Annotated in this window: 18 protein-coding genes; 10 read left to right on the top strand and 8 right to left on the bottom strand. The window is 30.2% G+C overall.

The features are described 5' to 3' along the window. Window positions 1–3: 3 nt before the first annotated feature. From MHL31_RS15720 to MHL31_RS15705, 4 genes are all read right to left on the bottom strand, one after another. Window positions 4–876, bottom strand: coding sequence for a helix-hairpin-helix domain-containing protein (locus tag MHL31_RS15720; RefSeq protein ID WP_240226947.1), 873 nt, complete (start codon window positions 874–876; stop codon window positions 4–6). Window positions 877–891: 15 nt separating this feature from the next. Next, window positions 892–2,496 (bottom strand): sodium:alanine symporter family protein, encoded by a 1,605-nt coding sequence (locus tag MHL31_RS15715; protein WP_240226946.1) that lies wholly within the window; start codon window positions 2,494–2,496, stop codon window positions 892–894. A 122-nt stretch (window positions 2,497–2,618) separates the two neighbouring features. After that, window positions 2,619–3,614 (bottom strand): TrkA family potassium uptake protein, encoded by a 996-nt coding sequence (locus tag MHL31_RS15710; RefSeq protein WP_240226945.1) that lies wholly within the window; start codon window positions 3,612–3,614, stop codon window positions 2,619–2,621. Window positions 3,615–3,620: 6 nt separating this feature from the next. Further along, window positions 3,621–3,842 (bottom strand): PspC domain-containing protein, encoded by a 222-nt coding sequence (locus MHL31_RS15705; RefSeq protein WP_240228917.1) that lies wholly within the window; start codon window positions 3,840–3,842, stop codon window positions 3,621–3,623. Window positions 3,843–3,951: 109 nt separating this feature from the next. Here MHL31_RS15705 and uvrA point away from each other — a divergent pair, with 109 nt between their 5' ends. The 10 genes from uvrA (at window position 3,952) to MHL31_RS15655 (ending at window position 17,763) form a co-directional block, all read left to right on the top strand. Beyond that, window positions 3,952–6,777, top strand: coding sequence for an excinuclease ABC subunit UvrA (gene uvrA / locus MHL31_RS15700; RefSeq protein ID WP_240226944.1), 2,826 nt, complete (start codon window positions 3,952–3,954; stop codon window positions 6,775–6,777). Window positions 6,778–6,831: 54 nt separating this feature from the next. Next, window positions 6,832–7,542, top strand: a complete 711-nt coding sequence (locus tag MHL31_RS15695) for a TIGR00730 family Rossman fold protein (protein WP_240226943.1) — start codon at window positions 6,832–6,834, stop codon at window positions 7,540–7,542. Window positions 7,543–7,597: 55 nt separating this feature from the next. Continuing rightward, window positions 7,598–10,369 (top strand): aminopeptidase, encoded by a 2,772-nt coding sequence (locus MHL31_RS15690; protein WP_240226942.1) that lies wholly within the window; start codon window positions 7,598–7,600, stop codon window positions 10,367–10,369. A gap of 155 nt (window positions 10,370–10,524) precedes the next feature. Next, window positions 10,525–12,975 carry a thiamine pyrophosphate-dependent enzyme gene (locus MHL31_RS15685; protein WP_240226941.1) on the top strand — a complete coding sequence of 817 codons (2,451 nt, stop codon included), beginning with the start codon at window positions 10,525–10,527 and terminating at the stop codon, window positions 12,973–12,975. 191 nt (window positions 12,976–13,166) lie between these two features. After that, on the top strand, window positions 13,167–13,397 hold the full coding sequence (locus MHL31_RS15680; protein ID WP_240226940.1) for a ferredoxin family protein: 231 nt from the start codon (window positions 13,167–13,169) through the stop codon (window positions 13,395–13,397). 16 nt (window positions 13,398–13,413) lie between these two features. Then, window positions 13,414–14,496: a 3-methyl-2-oxobutanoate dehydrogenase subunit VorB gene (locus MHL31_RS15675; protein WP_240226939.1), complete on the top strand. Its 1,083-nt coding sequence runs from the start codon at window positions 13,414–13,416 to the stop codon at window positions 14,494–14,496. Then, window positions 14,493–15,266, top strand: coding sequence for a thiamine pyrophosphate-dependent enzyme (locus MHL31_RS15670; RefSeq protein WP_240226938.1), 774 nt, complete (start codon window positions 14,493–14,495; stop codon window positions 15,264–15,266). Before MHL31_RS15675 ends, MHL31_RS15670 begins: the two co-directional genes overlap by 4 nt. 6 nt (window positions 15,267–15,272) lie before the next feature. Further along, on the top strand, window positions 15,273–15,836 hold the full coding sequence (locus MHL31_RS15665) for a 2-oxoacid:acceptor oxidoreductase family protein (protein ID WP_240226937.1): 564 nt from the start codon (window positions 15,273–15,275) through the stop codon (window positions 15,834–15,836). Window positions 15,837–15,910: 74 nt separating this feature from the next. Then, window positions 15,911–16,810, top strand: coding sequence for a TIGR01777 family oxidoreductase (locus tag MHL31_RS15660; protein ID WP_240226936.1), 900 nt, complete (start codon window positions 15,911–15,913; stop codon window positions 16,808–16,810). A 65-nt stretch (window positions 16,811–16,875) separates the two neighbouring features. Further along, the gene (locus MHL31_RS15655; protein WP_240226935.1) at window positions 16,876–17,763 is read left to right on the top strand and encodes a dienelactone hydrolase family protein; all 888 of its coding nucleotides are present in this window, start codon (window positions 16,876–16,878) and stop codon (window positions 17,761–17,763) included. Window positions 17,764–17,778: 15 nt separating this feature from the next. Here MHL31_RS15655 and MHL31_RS15650 read toward each other — a convergent pair whose 3' ends face one another. From MHL31_RS15650 to dnaK, 4 genes are all read right to left on the bottom strand, one after another. After that, window positions 17,779–19,068, bottom strand: a complete 1,290-nt coding sequence (locus tag MHL31_RS15650) for an NAD(P)/FAD-dependent oxidoreductase (RefSeq protein ID WP_240226934.1) — start codon at window positions 19,066–19,068, stop codon at window positions 17,779–17,781. Window positions 19,069–19,107: 39 nt separating this feature from the next. Then, entirely contained in the window at window positions 19,108–19,599 is a 492-nt protein-coding gene (locus MHL31_RS15645) for a hypothetical protein (protein ID WP_240226933.1), read from the bottom strand. A gap of 102 nt (window positions 19,600–19,701) precedes the next feature. Further along, window positions 19,702–20,652, bottom strand: coding sequence for a nitronate monooxygenase family protein (locus tag MHL31_RS15640; protein ID WP_240226932.1), 951 nt, complete (start codon window positions 20,650–20,652; stop codon window positions 19,702–19,704). A 203-nt stretch (window positions 20,653–20,855) separates the two neighbouring features. Next, a complete protein-coding gene (gene dnaK, locus MHL31_RS15635; RefSeq protein ID WP_240226931.1) occupies window positions 20,856–22,769 on the bottom strand; it encodes a molecular chaperone DnaK in 1,914 nt (637 codons plus the stop codon). Between the last annotated feature and the right edge of the window lie 153 nt (window positions 22,770–22,922).

The raw sequence follows: 22,922 nt of genomic DNA, 5'->3' as shown, positions 1-22,922 counted from the left end.
ATTTTATTCAGCCACCAAATATAAGCTTATTCTATCAAATTTTTCCAAAGGGAAACCATCAATTTTTTTTAATTCTTCTAAAGATTGAATTTCAGCGACTTCATCTCTGTAATTAAAAATTTTCTTAGTAAGTTCGTAATCAACATATACAATTGCTAAAACTTCTTTAAACAAAGCTGTATTAATGTTTATCTTTTTTATTGTTGGTTTTGATAATATTTTATAATATTCTAATGCTTTATCTGCAACTTCCTTATCTAAATAATAAACTTCATAAAGCTGATCGCTATACGTAAAGCCTTGTAATTTCTCTCTATAATTAAGTATTCTAGTAGCAGTTTTCTCCCCTATTCCTCTAATTTTAATTAAATCTTCGGCCGTAACCAAGTTTAAATCTTTTTCTTCGATTTGCTGTTTTATAGGTTGCTTAAAATTATTGTTAGGTTTATTATTTTTAGTAGTTACCCAATCTGGAAATTTAAAATAAGGACTTATTTTATTTAATATACTATCTCTTATTTTAGTAACATTTTTAAACTCTTCAATAGAATTTACAAATTTACCAGTTTTTCTAAAAGAAAGTAACCGATCTATCTCTTCGGTACTCATACCTAACTGATAGCCTTTAAAATCTGTAATATAATTAGGGTTAAAAGGGTAAATTTTAGGTTTACTATTTTCTAATTTTATTTTTAGCAAGGAATCTTGTTCCTTTTTAAAACTTTCGATTTCATTTTGAGAAAAATCTGTTGCTGTATTTGAAGAAAAATCGAAAAAAAAGAAGGTAATTAGTAATAAAACAATAATTAATAACAAAAAGAAAACCCCATTTCTTTGGCTTTTATTATACCTGAAATGGGATTTAATATTGTTCATGTGTATCCTATTTTATTATTTTATCCGCCCTATGGCTGTAAGATATTTTTTTATTTCACCTTTAACCTTTGGAGCCAATAATAACAGACCTATAATATTTGGAAATACCATTGCAAAAATCATAGCATCAGAAAACTCAATTACAGAACCTAAACTAGAAGACGCCCCTATTACAACAAAAATTAAAAATAATGATTTATACGAAATATCAGCAATTTTACTTTTTCCAAATAAATATTTCCAACCTTGTATTCCGTAATAAGACCAAGATAACATTGTTGAAAAAGCAAAAAGAATAACTGCTATTGTTAATAGTATAGAAAAATTTGGAATTGCAGAATCAAAAGCAACAGATGTTAAATCAACACCTCCTAAATGTTCTCCAGTTCCATTCATAATTACATTACTTCCTTCATCTAAATTAGAATAATTAAATAAATTACTTTTTAAATTAGTTACTACAATTACTAAAGCTGTCATTGAACAAATAATAACAGTATCTACAAAAGGCCCTATTGAAGCAACTATCCCTTCACTAGCAGGATATCTAGTTTTTACTGCTGCGTGTGCAATTGAAGCAGATCCAACTCCAGCCTCATTTGAAAAAGCAGCTCTTTGAAATCCAACAATCATAACACCAATTACACCTCCAACAACTGAAGTTTCATTAAATGCTCCGTTCCATATTTGTACCATTGCATCTGGAATAATTGTAAAGTTCATAACTATAATTATTAAAGAAGCTCCTACAAACATTATAGCCATAATTGGCACTATTTTTTCTGTTACTTGTCCAATTCGTTTTATTCCTCCAATAATAACAACTCCTACTAAAACTGCCATTATAACTCCAAAGAAAAACCCTGAATCTAACCCAAAAAGTAATTTAAACTGTGCAGCTGCTTGGTTAGATTGAAACATGTTTCCACCTCCAAAAGAGCCTCCAATTACAAATACAGCATACATACCTGCTAAAACTTTTCCAACTCCAGATAGTTTCTTTTCTTTTAAACCTTTTCTAAGATAATACATTGGACCTCCATATATTTTCCCATCCTCTCCAACTTCTCTATATTTTACTCCTAAAGTAGCTTCAACTAATTTTGTAGACATCCCTATAAAACCTGCTAAAATCATCCAAATTGTAGCCCCTGGACCACCAATAGCAATTGCTACTGCAACACCAGCAATATTACCTAAACCTACTGTTGCTGAAAGCGCAGCTGTTAATGCTTGAAAATGAGTAACTTCACCTACAACACCTTCTACCTGAACACTTTCAAAAACATCTCCTCCTGGTGTAGGATCACCTGCAACTACATCTACAGAATGATGATCTACTTTATCATATTTACCTTGAGCTGCATTAATAGCAACACCTAATAAAGTAATATTGGCAAATTTAAAATATAACGTAAAGAATAAAGCACCCAAGAGTAATATTATAATTACTATTGGAACATCAATACCTACAATCGAAACTGGATAAAAAACTACTGAACTAACAGCATCAGCAAAAGGTTTAAATTTTGCTTCAATTTTTTCATCAATAGACATTTCGTTTGCAAATGTTAAAAAGGGTGCTAATATAAATAATAGCGACAAGTACTTATTCTTCATAATTTATTTTATTTTTAAAAATCACCGCAATATCCATAAAAAATGAGGTTACTACAAGTTTTTAACAATTAAAAAGAATATTTAATACCAATCTAAATAATATACTAAAAAAAATTAAAGGCTTAAAACAACTCTCTTAATCTCAAAATTTGTTCTTTATTTCCTAAAACAATTAAAAAAGTGTTTTTTTCTAATTTTGTGGTTGCATCAGGATTAATTATATATTCGTTTTCTTGCGTTTTAAAACCAATAACATTACATCCTGTTTTTTTTCTTAAATCTAAATCTAAAATAGTTTTTAAAATATATTTTGAAGGCAATTCATTTACGGAAACTTCTTCTAAATTAGCTTCTACATCACCCATTACGGTTAGTCTATTAACAAATTCAATTAAATCTGGTGTAACAACTAAAGAAGCCATATGTGCACCTCCTAATTTATCTGGCATAATAACATTTGTTGCTCCTGCAAATTTTAACTTTCCATAAGAAGATTCGCTAGAAGCTCTACTTATAATGGTAAAATCTTTATTGAACTGACGTGCCGATAAAACAACAAATAAATTATCTGCATCTGAAGGTAGCGCGGTAATCAAACTTTTTGCTCTTTCTAGACCTAACTTTGCTAAGTCTTCATCTTTAGTTGCATCGCCATCAATAAATAAAACATCATCTTTTTCTAATTCAGCAATTTCTTGCTCTCTTTTTTCAATTACAACACAAGGCTGATTAAATTTAATTAGCTTAGCAACTGCTTGTTTACCGTTACGTCCATAACCACAAACAACGGTATGATTTTTTAAATTTTGAATTTTTTGTTGCACTCTTTTATGTTTTAAACGTTCTAATATTTTTCCATTTGCTAAATATTCGGTTAAGGCAGTAACTGTATAACCATAAACAACAATACTTATTAAAATTAAAAATATAGTAAATAGTTTTTCGGTGTAATTAAGCGGGTGAATTTCACCAAAACCAACAGTTGTCATTGTTATAATCGTCATATACAATGAATCTATAAAATTATCTCCAGAAATAAACATATAGCCCGACACACCAACGATTATTACAACAAATAACAACCCTATAGAAACACCTAATTTTGACCTACTATCCATAGCATTTTACAAATCGAACACAGAACTTCTTTTAGTATAAATTAAATCTTTTAATCGCAGTAAAAAAGCAAGCGTTAAATATATTCCAAATGAAAAACCTAACGTTACAAACGAAATATAAATAAAAAATAAACGCACACTAGACACGTTCATTCCTAAACGGTCTGCAAACCTAGATGAGACAGCAAAACCATGTCTTTCAAAAAAAAGTCTTATAGAATTAATCAAGTTCAAAAGTTATTTATTTTAACGCAATATACTAATTTTCAAAATAAGATGAGCTACTACATGTAAATTGTGATTACATTTTTTAACTTTGCCACTTTCCAAAAATCTAATGATAAAACAAGAAGAATATATTGAAATTTTAGGAGCACGTGTCCATAATTTAAAAAATATTGATGTTCGTATTCCAAGAGAAAAATTAGTAGTTATTACTGGTTTAAGTGGTAGTGGAAAATCGTCATTAGCATTTGACACAATTTATGCGGAGGGTCAACGCAGGTATATTGAAACTTTTTCAGCCTACGCTAGGCAATTTTTAGGCGGATTAGAGCGTCCTGATGTTGATAAAATTGATGGACTATCTCCCGTAATTTCTATTGAACAAAAAACAACTAATAAAAGTCCAAGATCTACAGTTGGTACTATAACAGAAATTTACGACTTTTTAAGATTACTATTTGCTCGAGCTGCTGATGCTTATAGCTATAACACCAATAAAAAAATGATAAGTTATAGCGATGAACAAATAAAAGAGTTAATTCTTTCTGATTTTAATAATAAAAAAATTGCGATTTTAGCTCCAGTAATTAAATCTAGAAAAGGACATTACAGAGAATTATTTGAGCAAATAGCAAAACAAGGATTTGTAAAAGTACGCGTTGATGGAGAAATTAAAGACATTGAAAAAGGAATGCGCCTTGACAGGTACAAAACACATGATATTGAAATTGTAATTGACCGCTTATTAGTTAATAATTCTTCTGAAAAAAGATTAGAACAAACCATTACAACAGCATTATATTCTGGAGAAAATGTATTAATGGTTTTAGAACACAATACTGAAGTACCTCGTTATTTTAGTCGTGAATTAATGTGCCCAGAAACAGGAATTTCATATCCAAACCCTGAACCAAACTCATTCTCTTTTAATTCACCAAAAGGAGCCTGCCCAAAGTGTAACGGACTTGGAAGAGTACAAAAAGTAAATATTCAAAAAATAATTCCCAACAAAGCTATTTCAATTAAAAATGGCGGAATCGCCCCAATTGGTGAGCAAAAAAATAGTTGGATTTTTAAACAACTACAACTTATTGCAGAGCGCTATAATTTTCAATTAACCGATCCAATTTCTAAAATACCAAAAGAAGCCTTAGACATAATTTTAAATGGAGGTAATGAAAAATTTAAAATTGCTTCTAAAACAATGGGAATTACTAGAAATTACGAAATTGATTTTGAAGGCATCATCAACTTTATTGAAAGCCAATACAAAGCAAGTGATTCTACTTCAATAAAGCGTTGGGCTAAAGATTATATGGACGAAATTGATTGTGACTCTTGCCATGCAAATCGTCTTAAAAAAGAAGCTTTATATTTCAAAATAAATAATAAAAATATTTCGGAATTAGCACAATTAGATATTTCAGAATTAGCAGAATGGTTTTCTAATATTGAAGAAAAACTATCTAAAAAACAATTAAAAATAGCTTCAGAAATATTAAAAGAAATTAGAACTCGCATTCAATTTTTATTAGATGTGGGACTAGATTATTTAGCTTTAGACAGAAGCTCAAAATCACTTTCTGGTGGTGAAGCTCAACGCATTAGATTAGCAACTCAAATTGGTTCTCAATTAGTTGGTGTACTTTATATTTTAGATGAACCAAGTATTGGGCTTCACCAAAGAGACAACGAAAAGCTAATAAAATCACTTATAAATTTAAGAGATGTAGGTAACTCTGTAATTGTAGTTGAACACGACAAAGACATGATTGAACACGCAGATTTTGTGCTAGATATTGGACCTGGAGCAGGTGTACACGGTGGTGAAATTGTTAGTGAAGGAACATTTAAAGAATTAAAAACACAAAAAACTTTAACTGCTAACTACTTAAATGGCTCTAAAAAAATTGAAATTCCTAAAAAAAGAAGAAAAGGAAACGGCAAAACCATCTCTTTAAAAGGAGCCAGCGGAAATAATTTAAAAAATGTTTCTGTAGATTTCCCTTTAGGCAAATTAATTTGTGTAACCGGTGTTTCTGGTAGCGGAAAATCTACCTTAATTAATGAAACTTTATACCCAATATTAAATAAACATATTTATAATGGCGTAAAAAAACCAATGCCTTATAAATCTGTAAAAGGCTTAGAACATATCGATAAAGTTATTGATATAGACCAATCTCCAATTGGAAGAACTCCTCGTTCCAACCCAGCAACCTACACAGGTGTTTTTGGCGAAATAAGAAGCTTATACGCTAAAACAAACGAAGCCTCAATTAGAGGTTACAAACCTGGAAGATTCTCTTTTAATGTAAAAGGTGGACGATGCGAAACCTGCCAAGGAGGTGGAGTTAGAGTTATTGAAATGAATTTTTTACCAGATGTTCATGTAGAATGCGAAACCTGCCAAGGCAAACGTTTTAATAGAGAAACCTTAGAAATTAGATATAAAGGTAAATCTATTTCAGATGTGTTAAATATGACCATTGAAGATGCTGTTGTATTTTTTGAAAATATTCCAAAAATTCATAGAAAATTAAAAACAATAAACGATGTTGGGTTGGGTTATATTACTCTAGGACAACAATCCACCACACTCTCTGGAGGTGAAGCACAACGTATAAAATTAGCAGCAGAACTTTCTAAAAGAGATACTGGAAATACATTTTACATATTAGATGAACCAACAACTGGACTCCATTTTGAAGACATTAGAGTACTTATGGAAGTTCTAAACAAACTTGCCAATAAAGGCAATACAATACTTATAATTGAACACAATATGGATGTTATAAAACTAGCAGATTATATTATTGATATTGGTATGGAAGGTGGTAAAAATGGAGGACAATTAATTTGTAGTGGAACACCAGAACAAATTAGTTTACATAAAAAAAGCTATACTGCTAAGTTCTTAAAAAAAGAATTACATTAGTCAACTAACTTTTTTAAACTTATATTTAGCAACTTAAAAATTTATTAGAAGTTTATGATTACAAATGAAGAAAGAAAAATAAGAGAAAAATTTGAACAAAAAACTTGGAATGAAATAAAAACAAACGATTCTTGGGCTATATTTAAAATTATGGCAGAATTTGTTGAAGGATACGAACGCTTAAGTAAAATTGGACCTTGTGTTAGTATTTTTGGTTCTGCTCGCACAAAACCAGATAATAAATATTATAAATTAGCTGAGAGTATTGCATTTCATTTAACCCAAAGTGGTTATGGAGTTATTACAGGTGGTGGTCCTGGAATTATGGAAGCTGGTAACAAAGGAGCCGCTAGAGGTCATGGAACATCGGTTGGATTAAATATTGAATTACCTTTTGAACAGCACGACAATCCATATATAGATTCTGATAAAAGTTTAGATTTCGATTACTTTTTTGTTCGTAAAGTAATGTTTGTAAAATATTCTCAAGGGTTTGTAGTAATGCCTGGTGGCTTTGGAACTATGGACGAATTATTTGAAGCAATTACATTAATTCAAACAAAAAAAATTGGTAAATTCCCAATCGTTTTAGTCGGTACTAAGTTTTGGTCTGGATTGTTTGAATGGATTAAAAACACCTTACTCGAAGAAGGAAATATAAGTCCAAAAGATCTAGATTTAATTTCTATAGTAGATACTGAAAAAGAAGTTTTAGAGGTAATAGATACCTTCTATAAAAAATACAGTTTAAGTCCAAATTTCTAAACAAATAATCTTGAAAAAGTTAGCATATTGTACTTTTACAATCTTTTTTATCTGTTTGAGCAAAATTTACGCTCAAACAGATAAAATTACTATGCAGGCAACTTTATTTACAAACACAAATGAAATTAAAATACAACAAGAAACCACCTTTTATAATAAGTCCGACAGCATTTTAAATGAAGTTTACTTTCATAACTGGCCAAATGCCTATAAAGACAAACAAACACCTTTAGCTAAACGTTTTATTGAAAATTATTCAAAAACATTTCATTTTGCTAATGACAAATACAGAGGAAATACCAAAATAAGTGGAGTTTCCGTAAATTTCAATTCAGCAAGTTTTGAAATTACTAAAGACAACCCAGACCTCTTAAAAATAAACCTCCATCAAGAACTAAAACCTAACGATTCTGTTAAAATATCAACTACCTATTTAGTAAAAATACCAAATGATAAATTCACTAAATATGGAGAAAATGAACTTGAATACAACCTAAGATATTGGTATTTAACTCCTGCAATTTTTGACACAAAATGGCAACTCTATAACAACTTAGATATGGATGATTTGTATATTGACTATACAGATTATAACATAAATTTAAAAGTACCCAAAGAATTTTATGTAAATACAGACTTAAAATCTACCTACATAATTAAGGACAGTATAAAAAACTACAACCTAACAGGTAAAAATCGATTTGATATAGCATTAAATATTACTAAAGAAAATAATTTTAAAGAATACACTTTTGACGATAACACAATTAGCACTAATTTACAATCTGATGATATAAGTGAAAACTTAAAAACAAGTATTTTAAAACGAGAATTCTACTTTATCCAAACATTTCTCGGTAAATATCCACACGATAAAATACTTTTAAACAAAGTAGAATACGATAAAAACCCTGTATACGGTTTTAACCAACTACCTTCTTTTTTAGCTGCATATAATAATGCTTTTGAATGGGATATCAAGCTTTTTAAAATTCTTTCAAGAAAATATATAGATCAAGTTTTTTTAGTAAATAACAGAGAAGATTATTGGTTAACCGATGGTCTACACGCATATTTAATTATTAAATATGTTGAACGTTTTTACCCTGAAATTAAAGCAATTGGAAATATTTCTAAACTTTGGGGAATTAGAAATTTTAGCATTTCAAAACTAGATTTTAATGAAAAATATCATTTTATATATCAATTTGCTGCTCGTAAAAATTTAGACCAAGCACTTACTACTCAAGCAGATTCATTATCAAATTTTAACAGAAAAATTGCAAATAAATACAAAGCAGGTCTCGGTTTAAAATATTTAGAAAGTTATGTTGAAGATTATAACATCCCTTCATCTATATTCGAATTTTCATATTCAAATTCAGGTAAAAAAATTAAAAGCAACGATTTTTTAAACTACTTAAAATCAAAAACAACTAAAGACCTAACTTGGTTTGAAAATGATTATTTAAAAACAAATAAAAAAATTGATTACACTATAAAAAACATCATTAATAAGAATGATTCTTTAGAAATAAGTATAGAAAATAAAAGAAATTTTACTGCCCCAATTCAATTATTTGGAATAAAAGACAAAGAAATTAAATTTAAAAAATGGTTAACAAATATTGATTCTATAACAACAATTACAATTCCTAAAGATGGATTCGATAAACTTTCATTAAATTACGATTCCCAATTACCAGAATATAATTTAAGAAATAATTGGAAAGATATTGATAATAAAATTTTTAACAGACCGCTACAATTAAAATTTTTTAAAGATATTGAAGACACCTATTACAATCAACTATTCTACACTCCAATATATAAATTTAATTACTACGATGGTTTAGTTTTAGGGGTCGCTTTTTCAAACAAAACACTATTAAATAAGAATATTAATTATAAAATAACACCATCTTTTAGTACTAAAAGTAAAACTTTATCAGGATCAGCCTCTTTTCAATATGAATATTTACCTGAAAATAAAAAAATAAATAAACTTTCCTTCGGAATTTCTGGAAGCAACTTCTTATATGCTCCCAATTTATCATATACTACAATTAAACCTTATGCTTTTATGGAGTTTAGAAGAAAAAGCTTAAGAGATGTTAGAAGCAAAGCTTTAATAGCATCATTAACATTTGTAGATAAAGAAAAATCGCCAACACAAACAGAACACTACGAGACCAATAAATATAGTGTTTTTAATTTAGGCTATGGATACTCTAAACCCGGAATTATTGATGATGTTAGATTATCTACAAATTTAGAAGTTTCCAGTAAGTTTAGTAAACTATCACTAACTGCACAATATAGAAAATTAACAGATGCTAACAGGCAGTTTGATTTCAGGTTCTTTGCTGGTGCATTTATAACTAATAAAACTGAAAGCAATTACTTTAGTTTTGCCCTAGATAGACCAACAGATTATCTATTCCAGTACGATTATTTAGGTAGATCCGAAACCTCTGGTATTTTTAGCCAACAAGTTATTATTAATGAAGGAGGCTTTAAATCAAAATTACCTGTATCATTTGCAAATCAATGGCTATCAACACTAAACACTAGCGTAGGAATTTGGAGATGGATTGAAGTTTATAATGATGTTGGTTTTGTTAAAAACAGAAATGAAAGTGTTTATTTTGCCCACGAAAACGGTATTAGACTTAACTTTATTCAAGATATTTTAGAAGTTTATTTTCCTTTTTATTCAAATTTAGGTTGGGAAGTTTCCGCACCACAATACAGCTCTAAAATTAGATTTGTACTGGTTATAAAACCTAAACAAATTTATAATTTTGTAAAAAGAGGTTTTTATTAAATTCAACTATTATACAAGTATTTCTCCACTTTAATTAATTTATTTTTAAAAAAACTGGATATTTATTCTTTTTATTAAAAATAATTCAAAGCCACGTTGCTATTTTTAAATATCACATAAATTGCCTACCTTTGCAGCACAAAAAAAATTAAAGTATGCAGCTAGAATCCACTTCAACAAGCCAAGAGCAACTTTCATTTCAACAGTTTAAAAAAGAAGTATTACACGATTATAAAATTGCTTTAATTAGCAGAGAGTGTAGCATACTTGGTCGGCGAGAAGTACTTACTGGAAAAGCTAAATTCGGTATTTTTGGAGATGGGAAAGAAGTTCCACAACTTGCAATGGCAAAAGCATTTAAAAAAGGAGATTTTAGATCTGGTTATTATAGAGATCAAACTTTTATGATGGCTATTGGAGAGCTAACACCTCAACAATTTTTTGCGGGCTTGTATGCAGATCCCAGCTTAAAAGCAGACCCAATGTCTGGTGGTCGCCAAATGGGTGGGCACTTTTTAACGCATAGTTTAGATGAAAATGGCGAGTTTAAAAATTTAACAGAACAATACAATTCTACAAGCGATATTTCTCCAACTGCAGCACAAATGCCTAGAATGCTAGGAATTGCCTATGCTTCTAAATTATTTAGAAATGTTGAAGAAGTACAAAATCCAAAATTCTCTAACAACGGAAACGAAATATCTTGGGGAACTATTGGAAATGCAAGTACCTCTGAAGGCGTTTTTTTTGAAACTATAAATGCAGCAGGAGTACTACAAGTACCGATGATTATAAGTGTTTGGGACGATGACTATGGAATTTCTGTTCCTGCAAGATTCCAAACCACAAAAGAGAGTATTTCTGAAATATTAAAAGGGTTTCAAAAAGATGAAAAAAGCAATGGTTATGAAATTTTTATAGTTGAAGGTTGGGACTATCCAAAACTTATAGACACATATAGCAAAGCCTCAAAAATTGCTAGAGAGTCACATATCCCTGTTTTAATTCATGTAAAAAACTTAACACAACCACAAGGACACTCTACTTCTGGTTCTCACGAAAGATACAAATCAAAAGAACGCTTACTTTGGGAAAAGCAACACGATTGTATTGCTAAAATGCGTGACTGGATTTTTGAATTTGAATTGCAAGATGAGAATAACAATATTCTAAAATTTGTTGATTCCGAATCTGAACTAATTCAAATGGAAAAAGATGCCAAAAAATTAGTTTCTCAAGCTAAAAGAGAAGCTTGGAATGCATTTTTAAACCCAATAAAAAATGAAAAAACAAAACTTGTAAACCTTTTAAACAACTTAGCAAGTAAAAGCAAAAACAAAGTTTTTATTAATAAATTAATAAACGAGTTAACAAATACTTTAGAACCTTCTAGAAAGGATCTTTTAGCTACTGCAAGAAAAACAACTGTGTATGTTAGAAATGAAAAATCTATTGAAAAAACACAACTTCAAAACTGGATTACAAATTACTTAAACACAGAACAACCAAAATTTAGCTCACACCTTTATAGTCAGACTAATAAAAAGGTTTCACACGTTAAAGAAGTACTTCCTACCTATAATAAACAAGCAGATTTAGTAGATGGTAGAATTATTATTAAAGATAATTTTGACACTATTTTCGCTAAAAACAATAACGTTTTTATTTTTGGAGAAGATACTGGAAATATAGGAGACGTTAATCAAGGACTAGTTGGCCTTCAAAAAAAATATGGAAAACTAAGAGTTTCAGACACAGGAATTAGAGAAGCCACTATAATTGGACAAGGTATTGGAATGGCTTTAAGAGGCTTACGTCCAATTGCCGAAATTCAATATTTAGACTATATTCTATATGCTATTCAAATTTTAAGTGATGATTTAGCTTCGCTATATTACAGAACTCTTGGAACACAAAAAGCACCTCTAATAATTAGAACTAGAGGACATAGATTAGAAGGTATCTGGCACTCTGGATCTCCTATGGGATCTCTTATCCATTTATTAAGAGGTATTAATATACTAGTACCAAGAAACATGACAAAAGCAGCTGGTTTTTACAATACACTTTTAGAATGTGATGAGCCTGCTTTAATTATTGAAAACCTAAACGGTTATCGTTTAAAAGAAAAATATCCAAACAACTTTGGAGAGTTTAAAACGCCTATTGGTGTAGTAGAAACCGTAAAAGAAGGAACAGACATTACAGTCGTTTCCTATGGTTCTACACTAAAAATAGTTCAAGAAGTTGCTACAGACTTAAATCAAGTAGACATAAATATTGAAATTATTGATGTACAAAGTTTACTTCCTTTCGACATTAATCATGATGTTGTAAAAAGCGTTCAAAAAACAAATAGACTTATTATTATTGATGAAGATGTACCTGGAGGAGCTTCAGCTTATTTACTAAATGAAATTTTAAACAAACAAAATGCCTATCAATATTTAGATAGTAAACCATCAACATTAACTGCTAAAGCACATAGACCTGCCTATGGTACTGATGGTGATTATTTTTCTAAACCAAATGCAGAAGATATTTTTGAAAGAATTTATAGCATTATGCAAGAAGCAAACCCTTCAAAATTCAAAAATCTGTATTAAATATAACCTAATACATCCTTATAAATTATCAATTAAAACACCTTTACGGGTGTTTTTTTGATTAAAAAACATTTAAAACAAACATGATAAGTATCATCAAATTGATAAATATCATACTTTTTATAAAAAATTAACCATAACTTTGAGAATATCAGAATTATAAGTTAATATTCATCTAATATTTTATTAAAATGGCAAAAGTTAAAGGAGCAATTGTAGTTGACACAGAAGCGTGCAAAGGTTGCGAAGTTTGTATGCCTGTATGCAAAGAAGATGTTATTGGCATGTCTTCATCAGTAAATAGAAAAGGATATCATTTTGCTTATATGAAAAACCCAGAAGCTTGTACAGGATGCACTAATTGCGCAGTAGTTTGCCCAGATAGAGCCATATCTGTATATAGAGTTAAAGTTTCCGCATAAAAAACAAATTAAAATTATGTCTGAATTAAAGTTAATGAAAGGAAATGAAGCATTAGCAGAAGCAGCAATTAGAGCTGGAGTTGATGCTTATTTTGGCTACCCTATTACCCCACAATCTGAAGTTATAGAATATTTAATGACAGAACGCCCTGAACAAAGAACGGGAATGGTTGTATTACAAGCCGAAAGTGAACTTGCAGCTATTAATATGGTTTATGGAGCCGCAAGTACAGGAAAAAAAGTAATGACCTCTTCCTCTAGCCCAGGAATTTCATTAAAATTAGAGGGCATTTCTTATATTGCTGGAGCCGAATTACCTGCAGTAATAGTAAATGTTGTTAGAGGCGGACCTGGATTAGGTACAATTCAACCTTCACAAGCAGATTATTTTCAATCTGTAAAAGGAGGCGGACATGGAGATTATAAATTGTATGTATTAGCTCCCTCATCTGTTCAAGAAATGGCAGATTTTGTAGAAGATGCTTTTAAAATTGCTTTTAAATACCGTGCCCCTGTTTTAATTCTTTCTGATGGATTAATAGGTCAAATGATGGAAAAAGTAAATCTTAAAGACCAACAAAAACGTTTAACTGATGAAGAAGTTATAAAACTAAATGGTAATTGGGCTACTACTGGTAAACCTAAAACCCGTGAACGAAATATAATCACTTCTTTAGATTTACAATCAGAAAAAATGGAAGCAAGAGTTCATAGATTAATGAAAAAATATGAACGCATGGAGCAAGAAGACTTACGTTATGAAGAATATCAAACAGAAGATGCTGAATATTTATTTGTAGCGTATGGTTCAAGTGCCAGAATTGCTCAAAAAGCAGTTCAACTTGCAAGAGCTAAAGGAATAAAAGCTGGTTTATTAAGACCTATAACCCTATTTCCATTCCCTAAAAAAGTCTTACTTAATTTAGCGAATCAAGTACAAGGAATTTTAAGCGTTGAATTAAACGCTGGTCAAATGGTAGAAGACGTACGACTTTCAGTAGAACACAAAGTTCCTGTAGAACATTTTGGACGTACTGGAGGAATTATCCACACTCCTGAAGAAGTATTAGAAGCTTTAGAACAAAAAATTATAAAATGAACGTACTAGACATTATAAAACCCGAAAATCAAGTATTCTGTAAATCAAAATTAATGACAGATACTACTCTGTCATACTGCCCTGGTTGCGGACACGGTACTGCGCATAACTTAACAATGGAAGTTATTGATGAGTTAGGTATTTGTGAAAACACCATTGGGGTTGCTCCGGTTGGATGCTCTGTTTTAGCATATGATTTTATGAATATTGATATGACACAAGCAGCGCACGGGCGTGCTCCTGCAGTTGCAACTGCCATAGCTAGAACTTGGCCTAAAAAATATGTATTCACCTACCAAGGAGATGGTGATTTAGCTGCAATTGGTACTGCAGAAACTATTCACGCGTGTAATAGAGGTGAAAATATTGTAATTATTTTTATTAATAATGGAATTTATGGAATGACTGGTGGACAAATGGCTCCAACTACATTAGAAGGTATGCACTCTTCTACCTCTCCTTATGGTAGAGAAATAAAAACTATGGGATCTCCATTAAAAATAACTGAATTAATTTCAAATCTACCAGGCGTATACTATGTAACCCGCCAAGCTGTACACACCCATAAACACGCAAGAAAAACTAAAAAAGCTATTAAAAAAGCTTTTGAAAATACGCGTTTAAAAAAAGGTCTATCTTTTATTGAAATTGTTTCAAATTGTAACTCTGGATGGAAAATGACACCAAACGAAGCTAATATTTGGATGGAAGAACATATGTTTCCATATTTCCCTTTAGGTGATATTAAAGTAAACGGAATTTTAAAATAAGTAATTATGACAGAAGAAATTATTATTGCAGGGTTTGGTGGACAAGGTGTACTATCAATGGGTAAAATATTAGCATATTCTGGCATTATGCAAGATCAAGAAGTTAGCTGGATGCCTTCTTACGGACCAGAAATGAGAGGTGGAACAGCTAATGTAACCGTAATTTTAAGCGATGAAAGAATCAGTTCTCCATATTTAAAAGTTTTTGACACTGCCATTATTTTAAACCAACAAAGTATGGATAAATTTGAAGAGTGCGTAAAACCTGGTGGAATTTTATTGTATGAACCAAACGGTATATCTCAACACCCTTCAAGAACAGACATACATATTTATCAAATCGAAGGAAACAAAATTGCAACTGAAATGGGTAATAAAAAAATATTCAATATGGTTGTTATGGGTGCATTTTTAAAAATTAAACCAATTGTAGCTTTAAATAATGTAATTGAAGGTTTAAAAAAATCGTTACCCGAACGTTACCATAATTTAATACCTTTAAATAAAGAAGCAATTACTAAAGGAATGGAGAATGTAAAACCCTATTTTATAGAAAAACAAACAGTTTAAACCATATAACAACCAAACATTTTTAAAATCGGTTAATTTGTAATACCTTTTGCTACAAATAACCGATTTTTTTTATGGCATCAATTTTAATTACAGGAGGAAGTGGTTTAATTGGAAGTTACTTAAGTAATTTACTAAAATCTAAAGGCCATTCAGTATCAATATTAAGTAGAAAAAAAAGCTCTGATCCGAGTATATTTTATTGGGATATTACAAATAATTATATTGATCCAGAAGCAATAATTTCTGCTGAATATATTATCCATTTAGCGGGTGCAGGTATTGCAGACAAACGATGGACTTCAGCTCGAAAAAAAAATTTAATTGATAGCCGAGTTAAATCAACTAACTTAATATATAATAAAGTAAAAGAATTAAACCCAAATTTAAAAGGCTTTATTTCAGCATCAGGTATTGGTTTTTACGGAGCCATAACTTCAGAAAAAATATATAATGAAAATGATGCTCCTTACAACGATTTTTTAAGTAAAGTATGTGTGCTTTGGGAAAAATCAGCGCTTCAATTTAACTCATTAAACATTAGAACGGTTATTTTAAGAACTGGTATTGTACTTTCTAAAGAAGGTGGTGCTTTAAAAAAAATTATAAAACCTATTAAATTAGGCTTTGGAGCTGCTTTAGGTAGTGGTAAACAATATATGCCTTGGATTGCAATGGAAGATCTATGCAATATGTATGTTTCCTCTATTGAAAACACAAACTTTAAGGGTGTTTATAATGCTGCATCACCAGAACATATTACTAATAATGAATTAACCAAGTTAAGTGCAAAAATTTTAAAAAAACCTTTATGGCTCCCTAACGCTCCCTCTTTTATTTTAAAAATTCTATTAGGTGAATTAGCTGTTATTCTTTTAGAAGGCAGCAGAGTTTCTTCTGAAAAGGTAAAAAATATTGGATTTAAATTTGAATATACTTCATTAGAAAAATATTTAAATAAAATTCTCAATTAACACTTAATAACAATATTTTTTTTAATTATTAAATGTATTTTCTTAATTTTAAAGAAACTACAAATATGAAAAAATTAAAAAAAGAGGATATTCCTCAGGAAGTTTTCGATTTATATGATGCATATGCACATAATAAACTGGAAAGAAGAAAATTTTTAGAAAAACTATCAATTTATACAATTGGAGGTATTACTTTACCTTCGTTACTTAGTTTTATATCTCCAAATTATGTTGACACTATAACTGTTAAACCAAACGACCCTAAACTAATTTCAGAATTTATTACCTACAAATCACCTAAAGGAGGTGGAGAAATTAAAGGACTCTTATCAAAACCTTCAGAAAATGAAGGTAAATTACCAGGAATTATTATTGTTCATGAAAACAGAGGTTTAAACCCATACATTGAAGATGTTGGCAGAAGAGCTGCTTTAGATGGATTTATTACGTTAGCTCCAGATGCACTTTCTCCACTTGGAGGTTATCCTGGAAATGATGATGACGGAAGGGCTTTACAAAAAAAACGAGATAAAGATGAAATGCTTGAAGATTTTATAGCTGCCTACGAGCATTTAATGAATCATAAAAACTGTAATGGTAAAGTTGGTGTTGTTGGTTTTTGTTTTGGAGGTTGGATTTCTAATATGATGGCTGTTAAAATACCTACATTAAAAGCTGCTGTACCTTTTTATGGCGGACAACCGTCAAATGAAGAAGCTGCAAAAATAAAAACACCTCTACTACTTCAATTTGCAGAATTAGATACAAGAGTAAATGCAGGTTGGCCTGATTATGAAAAAGTTTTAAAAGAAAACTCTATAGAACATACGGCATATTTTTATGAAAAAACCAATCACGGGTTTCATAACAATACAACACCTAGATATGATGAAGCTGCAGCTACATTAGCTTGGACAAGAACTATAGATTTCTTTAAGAAGAAATTAATATAATTCACCTCAAAATTATTAAAAAGACTCTTTATTTTTATTTTTAAAGGGTCTTATTATTAAACGTGTTTCCCTATCAAAACGAATATAATTATACACCCAGTTAAAAAATACTACAGCTTTATTTCTAAACCCAATTAAAGAAAATAAATGCACAAACATCCAAACAAACCATGCAAAAACTCCTTGAAACTTTAGTTTCTTTAAATCTACTACGGCTTTATTTCTTCCAATTGTAGCCATCGCTCCTTTATCTTTATACACAAAAGGTTCTAATGGTTTATTATTCAAGTCTGCTATTATATTTTTAGCCACATGCTTACCTTGCTGAATTGCTGGCTGCGCCATCATTGGATGTCCTTTTGGATATTCAGAAACATCCATACAAGCAACATCTCCAATTGCATAAATATTTTTGTGATTTCTAACTTTGTTAAACTCATCAACTTTAATTCTTTCGGCACGTTCAATTACACATTCTGGATTTAAACCTTGTATTGCAGCCCCTTTAACACCAGCTGCCCAAATTACTGTAGCTGCTTCAAAAGACAAATCTGCATCTGTAGTTATATTATATCCATCATAATCTGTAACGTGAGCATTTTTATAGATATTAACCCCCAAATTAATTAAAAAATCTTCAGCTTTTTCTGAAGCTTTTTCACTCATTGCTTTCAGCAACCGATTACTACCTTGAATTATGTTAATTTGCATTTGCCGAATATCTAAATCCGGATAATCTTTTGGCAAAATACCTTTTTTCATTTCTGCCAATGCACCAGCCAACTCAACGCCTGTAGGACCTCCTCCAACTATAACAAAATTCATTAAAGCATTTCTTTGTTCTAGATTTTTTGCGAGTAAAGCATCTTCAAAATTTTCAATAATTAAACTTCTTAGGTTTAAAGATTGTGGTACGTTTTTCATAGCCATACTATATTTTTCAATATTAGTATTACCAAAATAATTTGTTTTAGAACCCGTTGCAATAATTAAATAATCATATTTTAAATTTCCAATGTTGGTATATACCTTTCTTTTTTCTGAATCTATTTTTGATACATCTGCTAATCTAAAATAAAAATTTGGAAGATTTTTAATCACTTTTCTAAGTGGAAAAGCTATAGAATCTGGTTCTAAACCACCAGTTGCAACTTGATATAATAATGGTTGAAATGTATGATAATTATGTTTATCTATTAAAACTATTTGAAGCTCTTGATTTTTTAAACCTTTTACAGCTGCAAGACCTGCAAAACCTCCTCCAATAATTACAACACGAGGAAAACTAGTTTTTGAAATATTCATATTTTTTTTTAGATTTAGTAGGTTACAAAACTACTTTTTTTATTCTAAATCATTCTTTAAAGATTGCTTTAAAACTTGTAATGTTTTATCAGAATTAATTAGTTTATAAATTAACTTATTTCTAACTACCTCAACAGTTTCATTATAATACGTTGCCCATTTATAATCTTTATACAACTTTTTAATTTCTTTTAATCGTAAAAGCGCAAACTCTAATGTCATTAAAAAAGGTGTTGTTTTATCCCCTTCTTTAACCCTAAAAATTTTTGGTTCATTTGTTTCAACTTCAATAATTATATAAAAGTTTTTTTCTTTTGAGTTTAAAGGATAAAAATCTGACCATTTTGCATAACCAACATAATAAATTTGATTTTTATAAGCTTCAACTCCTTTAATTTTCCATTTACAATTGGCCACTCTCCCCCAATGATTTGAATAACGGTAAACACCATTTTCAGCATAAAAATATAAACTTCCCGATTTACTTTTGTAATGAATTTCTTCTTGTTTAAAAAAATCGAGCGATTTCATTTCAAATTCACAGTAGGTATGTTTAAAAAAATTAAATTTATGAAAGTTCTTCAATGCGTATTTTAAATTAAGATATATTAAATCAATAGATTTTCAAAAATACTAATTAATAAGCTTCGAAATTATATTTTTAACGGGTGAAATTGCAGTTGTATGTTTTATACTTGGACCTGCAACCCAAACCGTTTTATAGGTTGCTTTAGTTGCTGCTTTTTCAGTTGCTCGCATTCCTATTGAAAAACGAATCATTTTAACCCATTTTTTTAATTTTTTATTTTTATTTAAAATGCGCTCTATCCAAGTTTGTTTAGTGCCTATTTTTTGAACATAAGGAGTGTTTATTACAGTACAAGGCGTTCCGGATATACGTTCTGTTAATACTATATCTTCAGCTCCATATTGTACACAAGCTTGCTTATATTCTTCGGTAACATCAGCTTCAATTGATGCAATAAAAGGACTTCCTACAGAAACTCCTTCAGCTCCTAAACTCAACATTTTATCAATATCAGTTTTACACCCTACACCTCCAGCTGAAATAACTGGAATATTACAATTTTTAACTAACTGAGGTATTAAGTCCTCTGGAGAACTATTACCTCTATGACCTCCAGCTAGATTATTTACAGCTATAATTGCATCGGCCCCTAAGCCCTCTACCTTTGTTGCAAACTTTAAATCCGTAACATCACAAAATACTTTAATGTTTTTTGTATGCGCTTTTTTAATAGTTTCTTCTGGATTACCTAAAGAAGTGATAATAAAATCTACACCTTCATCACAAATTACAGCTAATTGTTCTTTATATTTAATATTTGATTTATTAACAATTAAATTAAAACCAAATGCTCCTCCAGCAACTTTTGCTGTTTTTAATTCTTTAATTGCAGCTCTTAATTCTTTTAACGTCCTATAATTTAAAGCTGGAATACAACCCGCAATACCTCCTCTCATAGCTTCAATTACCATTGCGGTATTGGAAACTAAAAACATTGGTGCCTGGATAATTGGATATGTTATATTTAACAGTTGAGTTAATTTTGCTGATTTCATTTGCTTCATCATTTTATCAAATATAGGAAATATTTTATTATGCATGCATAACAAGGTAACCTACTTAGCAAACTCCTTTTAAATATACATTACTTAAATAAAAAATAATTTTAAAAATATATACTGGTCTAATATTTAACAAAAAAAACTGTCTAAAAGTTTTACCTTCTAGACAGTCTTTAAAATTATTTAAAAGAAAAATATTATTTATCTTCTTTTACTTCTTCAAAGTCAACATCTTCTACATCATCACCTTCATTTTTAGGTTGTGCATCACCAGCATCTCCTGTTGGAGCACCTTGAGCTTGACCTTCTTGTTGTGCTTTATACATTTCTTCACTTGCAACTTTCCAAGCTTCATTTATCTTTTCCATTGCAGCATCAATTTGTGCAATATCTTTAGATTCGTGTGCTTTTTTAAGTTCTGCTAAAGCTGCTTCAATTGGATCTTTTTTATCAGCTGATAATTTATCACCAAACTCTTTTAATTGTTTTTCAGTTTGGAAAATCATAGAGTCAGCTCCATTAATTTTCTCAGCAACTTCTTTAGCTTGCTTATCTGCGTCTGCATTTGCATCAGCATCTGCTTTCATTTTCTTGATTTCATCTTCAGTTAAACCAGAAGAAGCTTCAATTCTAATATCTTGAGATTTACCTGTAGCTTTATCTGTTGCAGAAACTTTAATAATACCATTTGCATCAATATCAAAAGTTACTTCAATTTGTGGAGTACCTCTTTGTGCTGGTGGTATTCCATCTAAATGGAAACGACCAATAGTTTTATTATCTGCTGCCATTGCACGCTCACCTTGTAACACGTGAATTTCTACTGATGGCTGATTGTCAGCTGCTGTAGAGAATACTTGTGACTTTTTAGTTGGAATTGTAGTGTTAGCTTCAATTAACTTAGTCATTACATTCCCCATAGTTTCAATACCTAAAGATAAAGGTGTAACATCTAATAACAATACATCTTTAACATCTCCAGTTAAAACTCCACCTTGAATAGCTGCTCCAATAGCAACAACCTCATCTGGATTTACTCCTTTTGAAGGTGCTTTTCCGAAGAATTTTTCAACTGCTTCTTGCACTGCAGGAATACGTGTTGAACCACCTACTAAAATAATTTCATCAATATCTCCTGTAGATAATCCTGCTGATTTAAGAGCTGTTTTACAAGGCTCTATAGTTCTTTTTACTAAATCGTCAATTAATTGCTCAAATTTAGCTTTAGACAATGTACGTACTAAGTGTTTTGGTCCACTTGCTGTAGCTGTTACATATGGTAAATTAATTTCTGTTGAAGCAGAAGATGATAATTCTATTTTCGCTTTTTCAGCAGCTTCTTTTAAACGTTGTAAAGCCATTGGATCTTGACGTAGGTCCATATTTTCTTCAGCTTTAAACTCTTCAGCTAACCAGTCTATAATTTTTTGATCAACATCATCACCACCTAAGTGTGTATCTCCGTCTGTAGAAAGTACTTCGAAAACACCATCACCTAATTCTAAGATAGAAACATCATGTGTTCCACCACCAAAATCAAAAACAACAATTTTTTGATCGGTTCCTTTTTTATCCATACCATAAGCCAATGCAGCTGCAGTTGGTTCATTTATAATACGACTTACTTTTAAACCTGCAATTTCACCAGCCTCTTTAGTTGCTTGACGTTGTGCATCGTTAAAATAAGCTGGTACAGTTACAACAGCTTCAGAAACTTCAGTTCCTAAATAATCTTCAGCAGTTTTCTTCATTTTTTGAAGAACCATTGCTGAAATTTCTTGTGGAGTATATAATCTTCCATCAATATCTACACGTGGTGTATCATTATCTCCTTTTACTACTTTATAAGGTACTCTTTCTGCCTCCATTTTAGATTCAGAATATTTATTACCCATAAAACGTTTAATTGAATAAATAGTTTTTAAAGGGTTTGTAACCGCTTGTCTTTTTGCAGGATCTCCAACTTTACGTTCTCCACCTTCAATAAATGCAATAATAGAAGGTGTCGTTCTTTTTCCTTCTGCATTAGGAATTACAACAGGCTCATTTCCTTCCATTACAGAAACACAAGAGTTGGTAGTTCCTAAATCAATTCCTATAATCTTACTCATAATTATATATTTATATTATTTTAATTTTTTTTAAACTTACAATTACAAGTAAACAATGTTTATGCCATTACAAATTTTATGTCAATATGTCATAAATTCACAATTAAATGTCATTATTAATATGTATAAATCTTCTTAAATTTTTAATTATAA

Source organism: Lutibacter sp. A80, assembly GCF_022429645.1.
GTDB lineage: Bacteria > Bacteroidota > Bacteroidia > Flavobacteriales > Flavobacteriaceae > Lutibacter.
The sequence above is the reverse complement of the archived record's forward strand: the minus strand, read 5'-3'. Positions and strand labels throughout refer to the sequence as shown.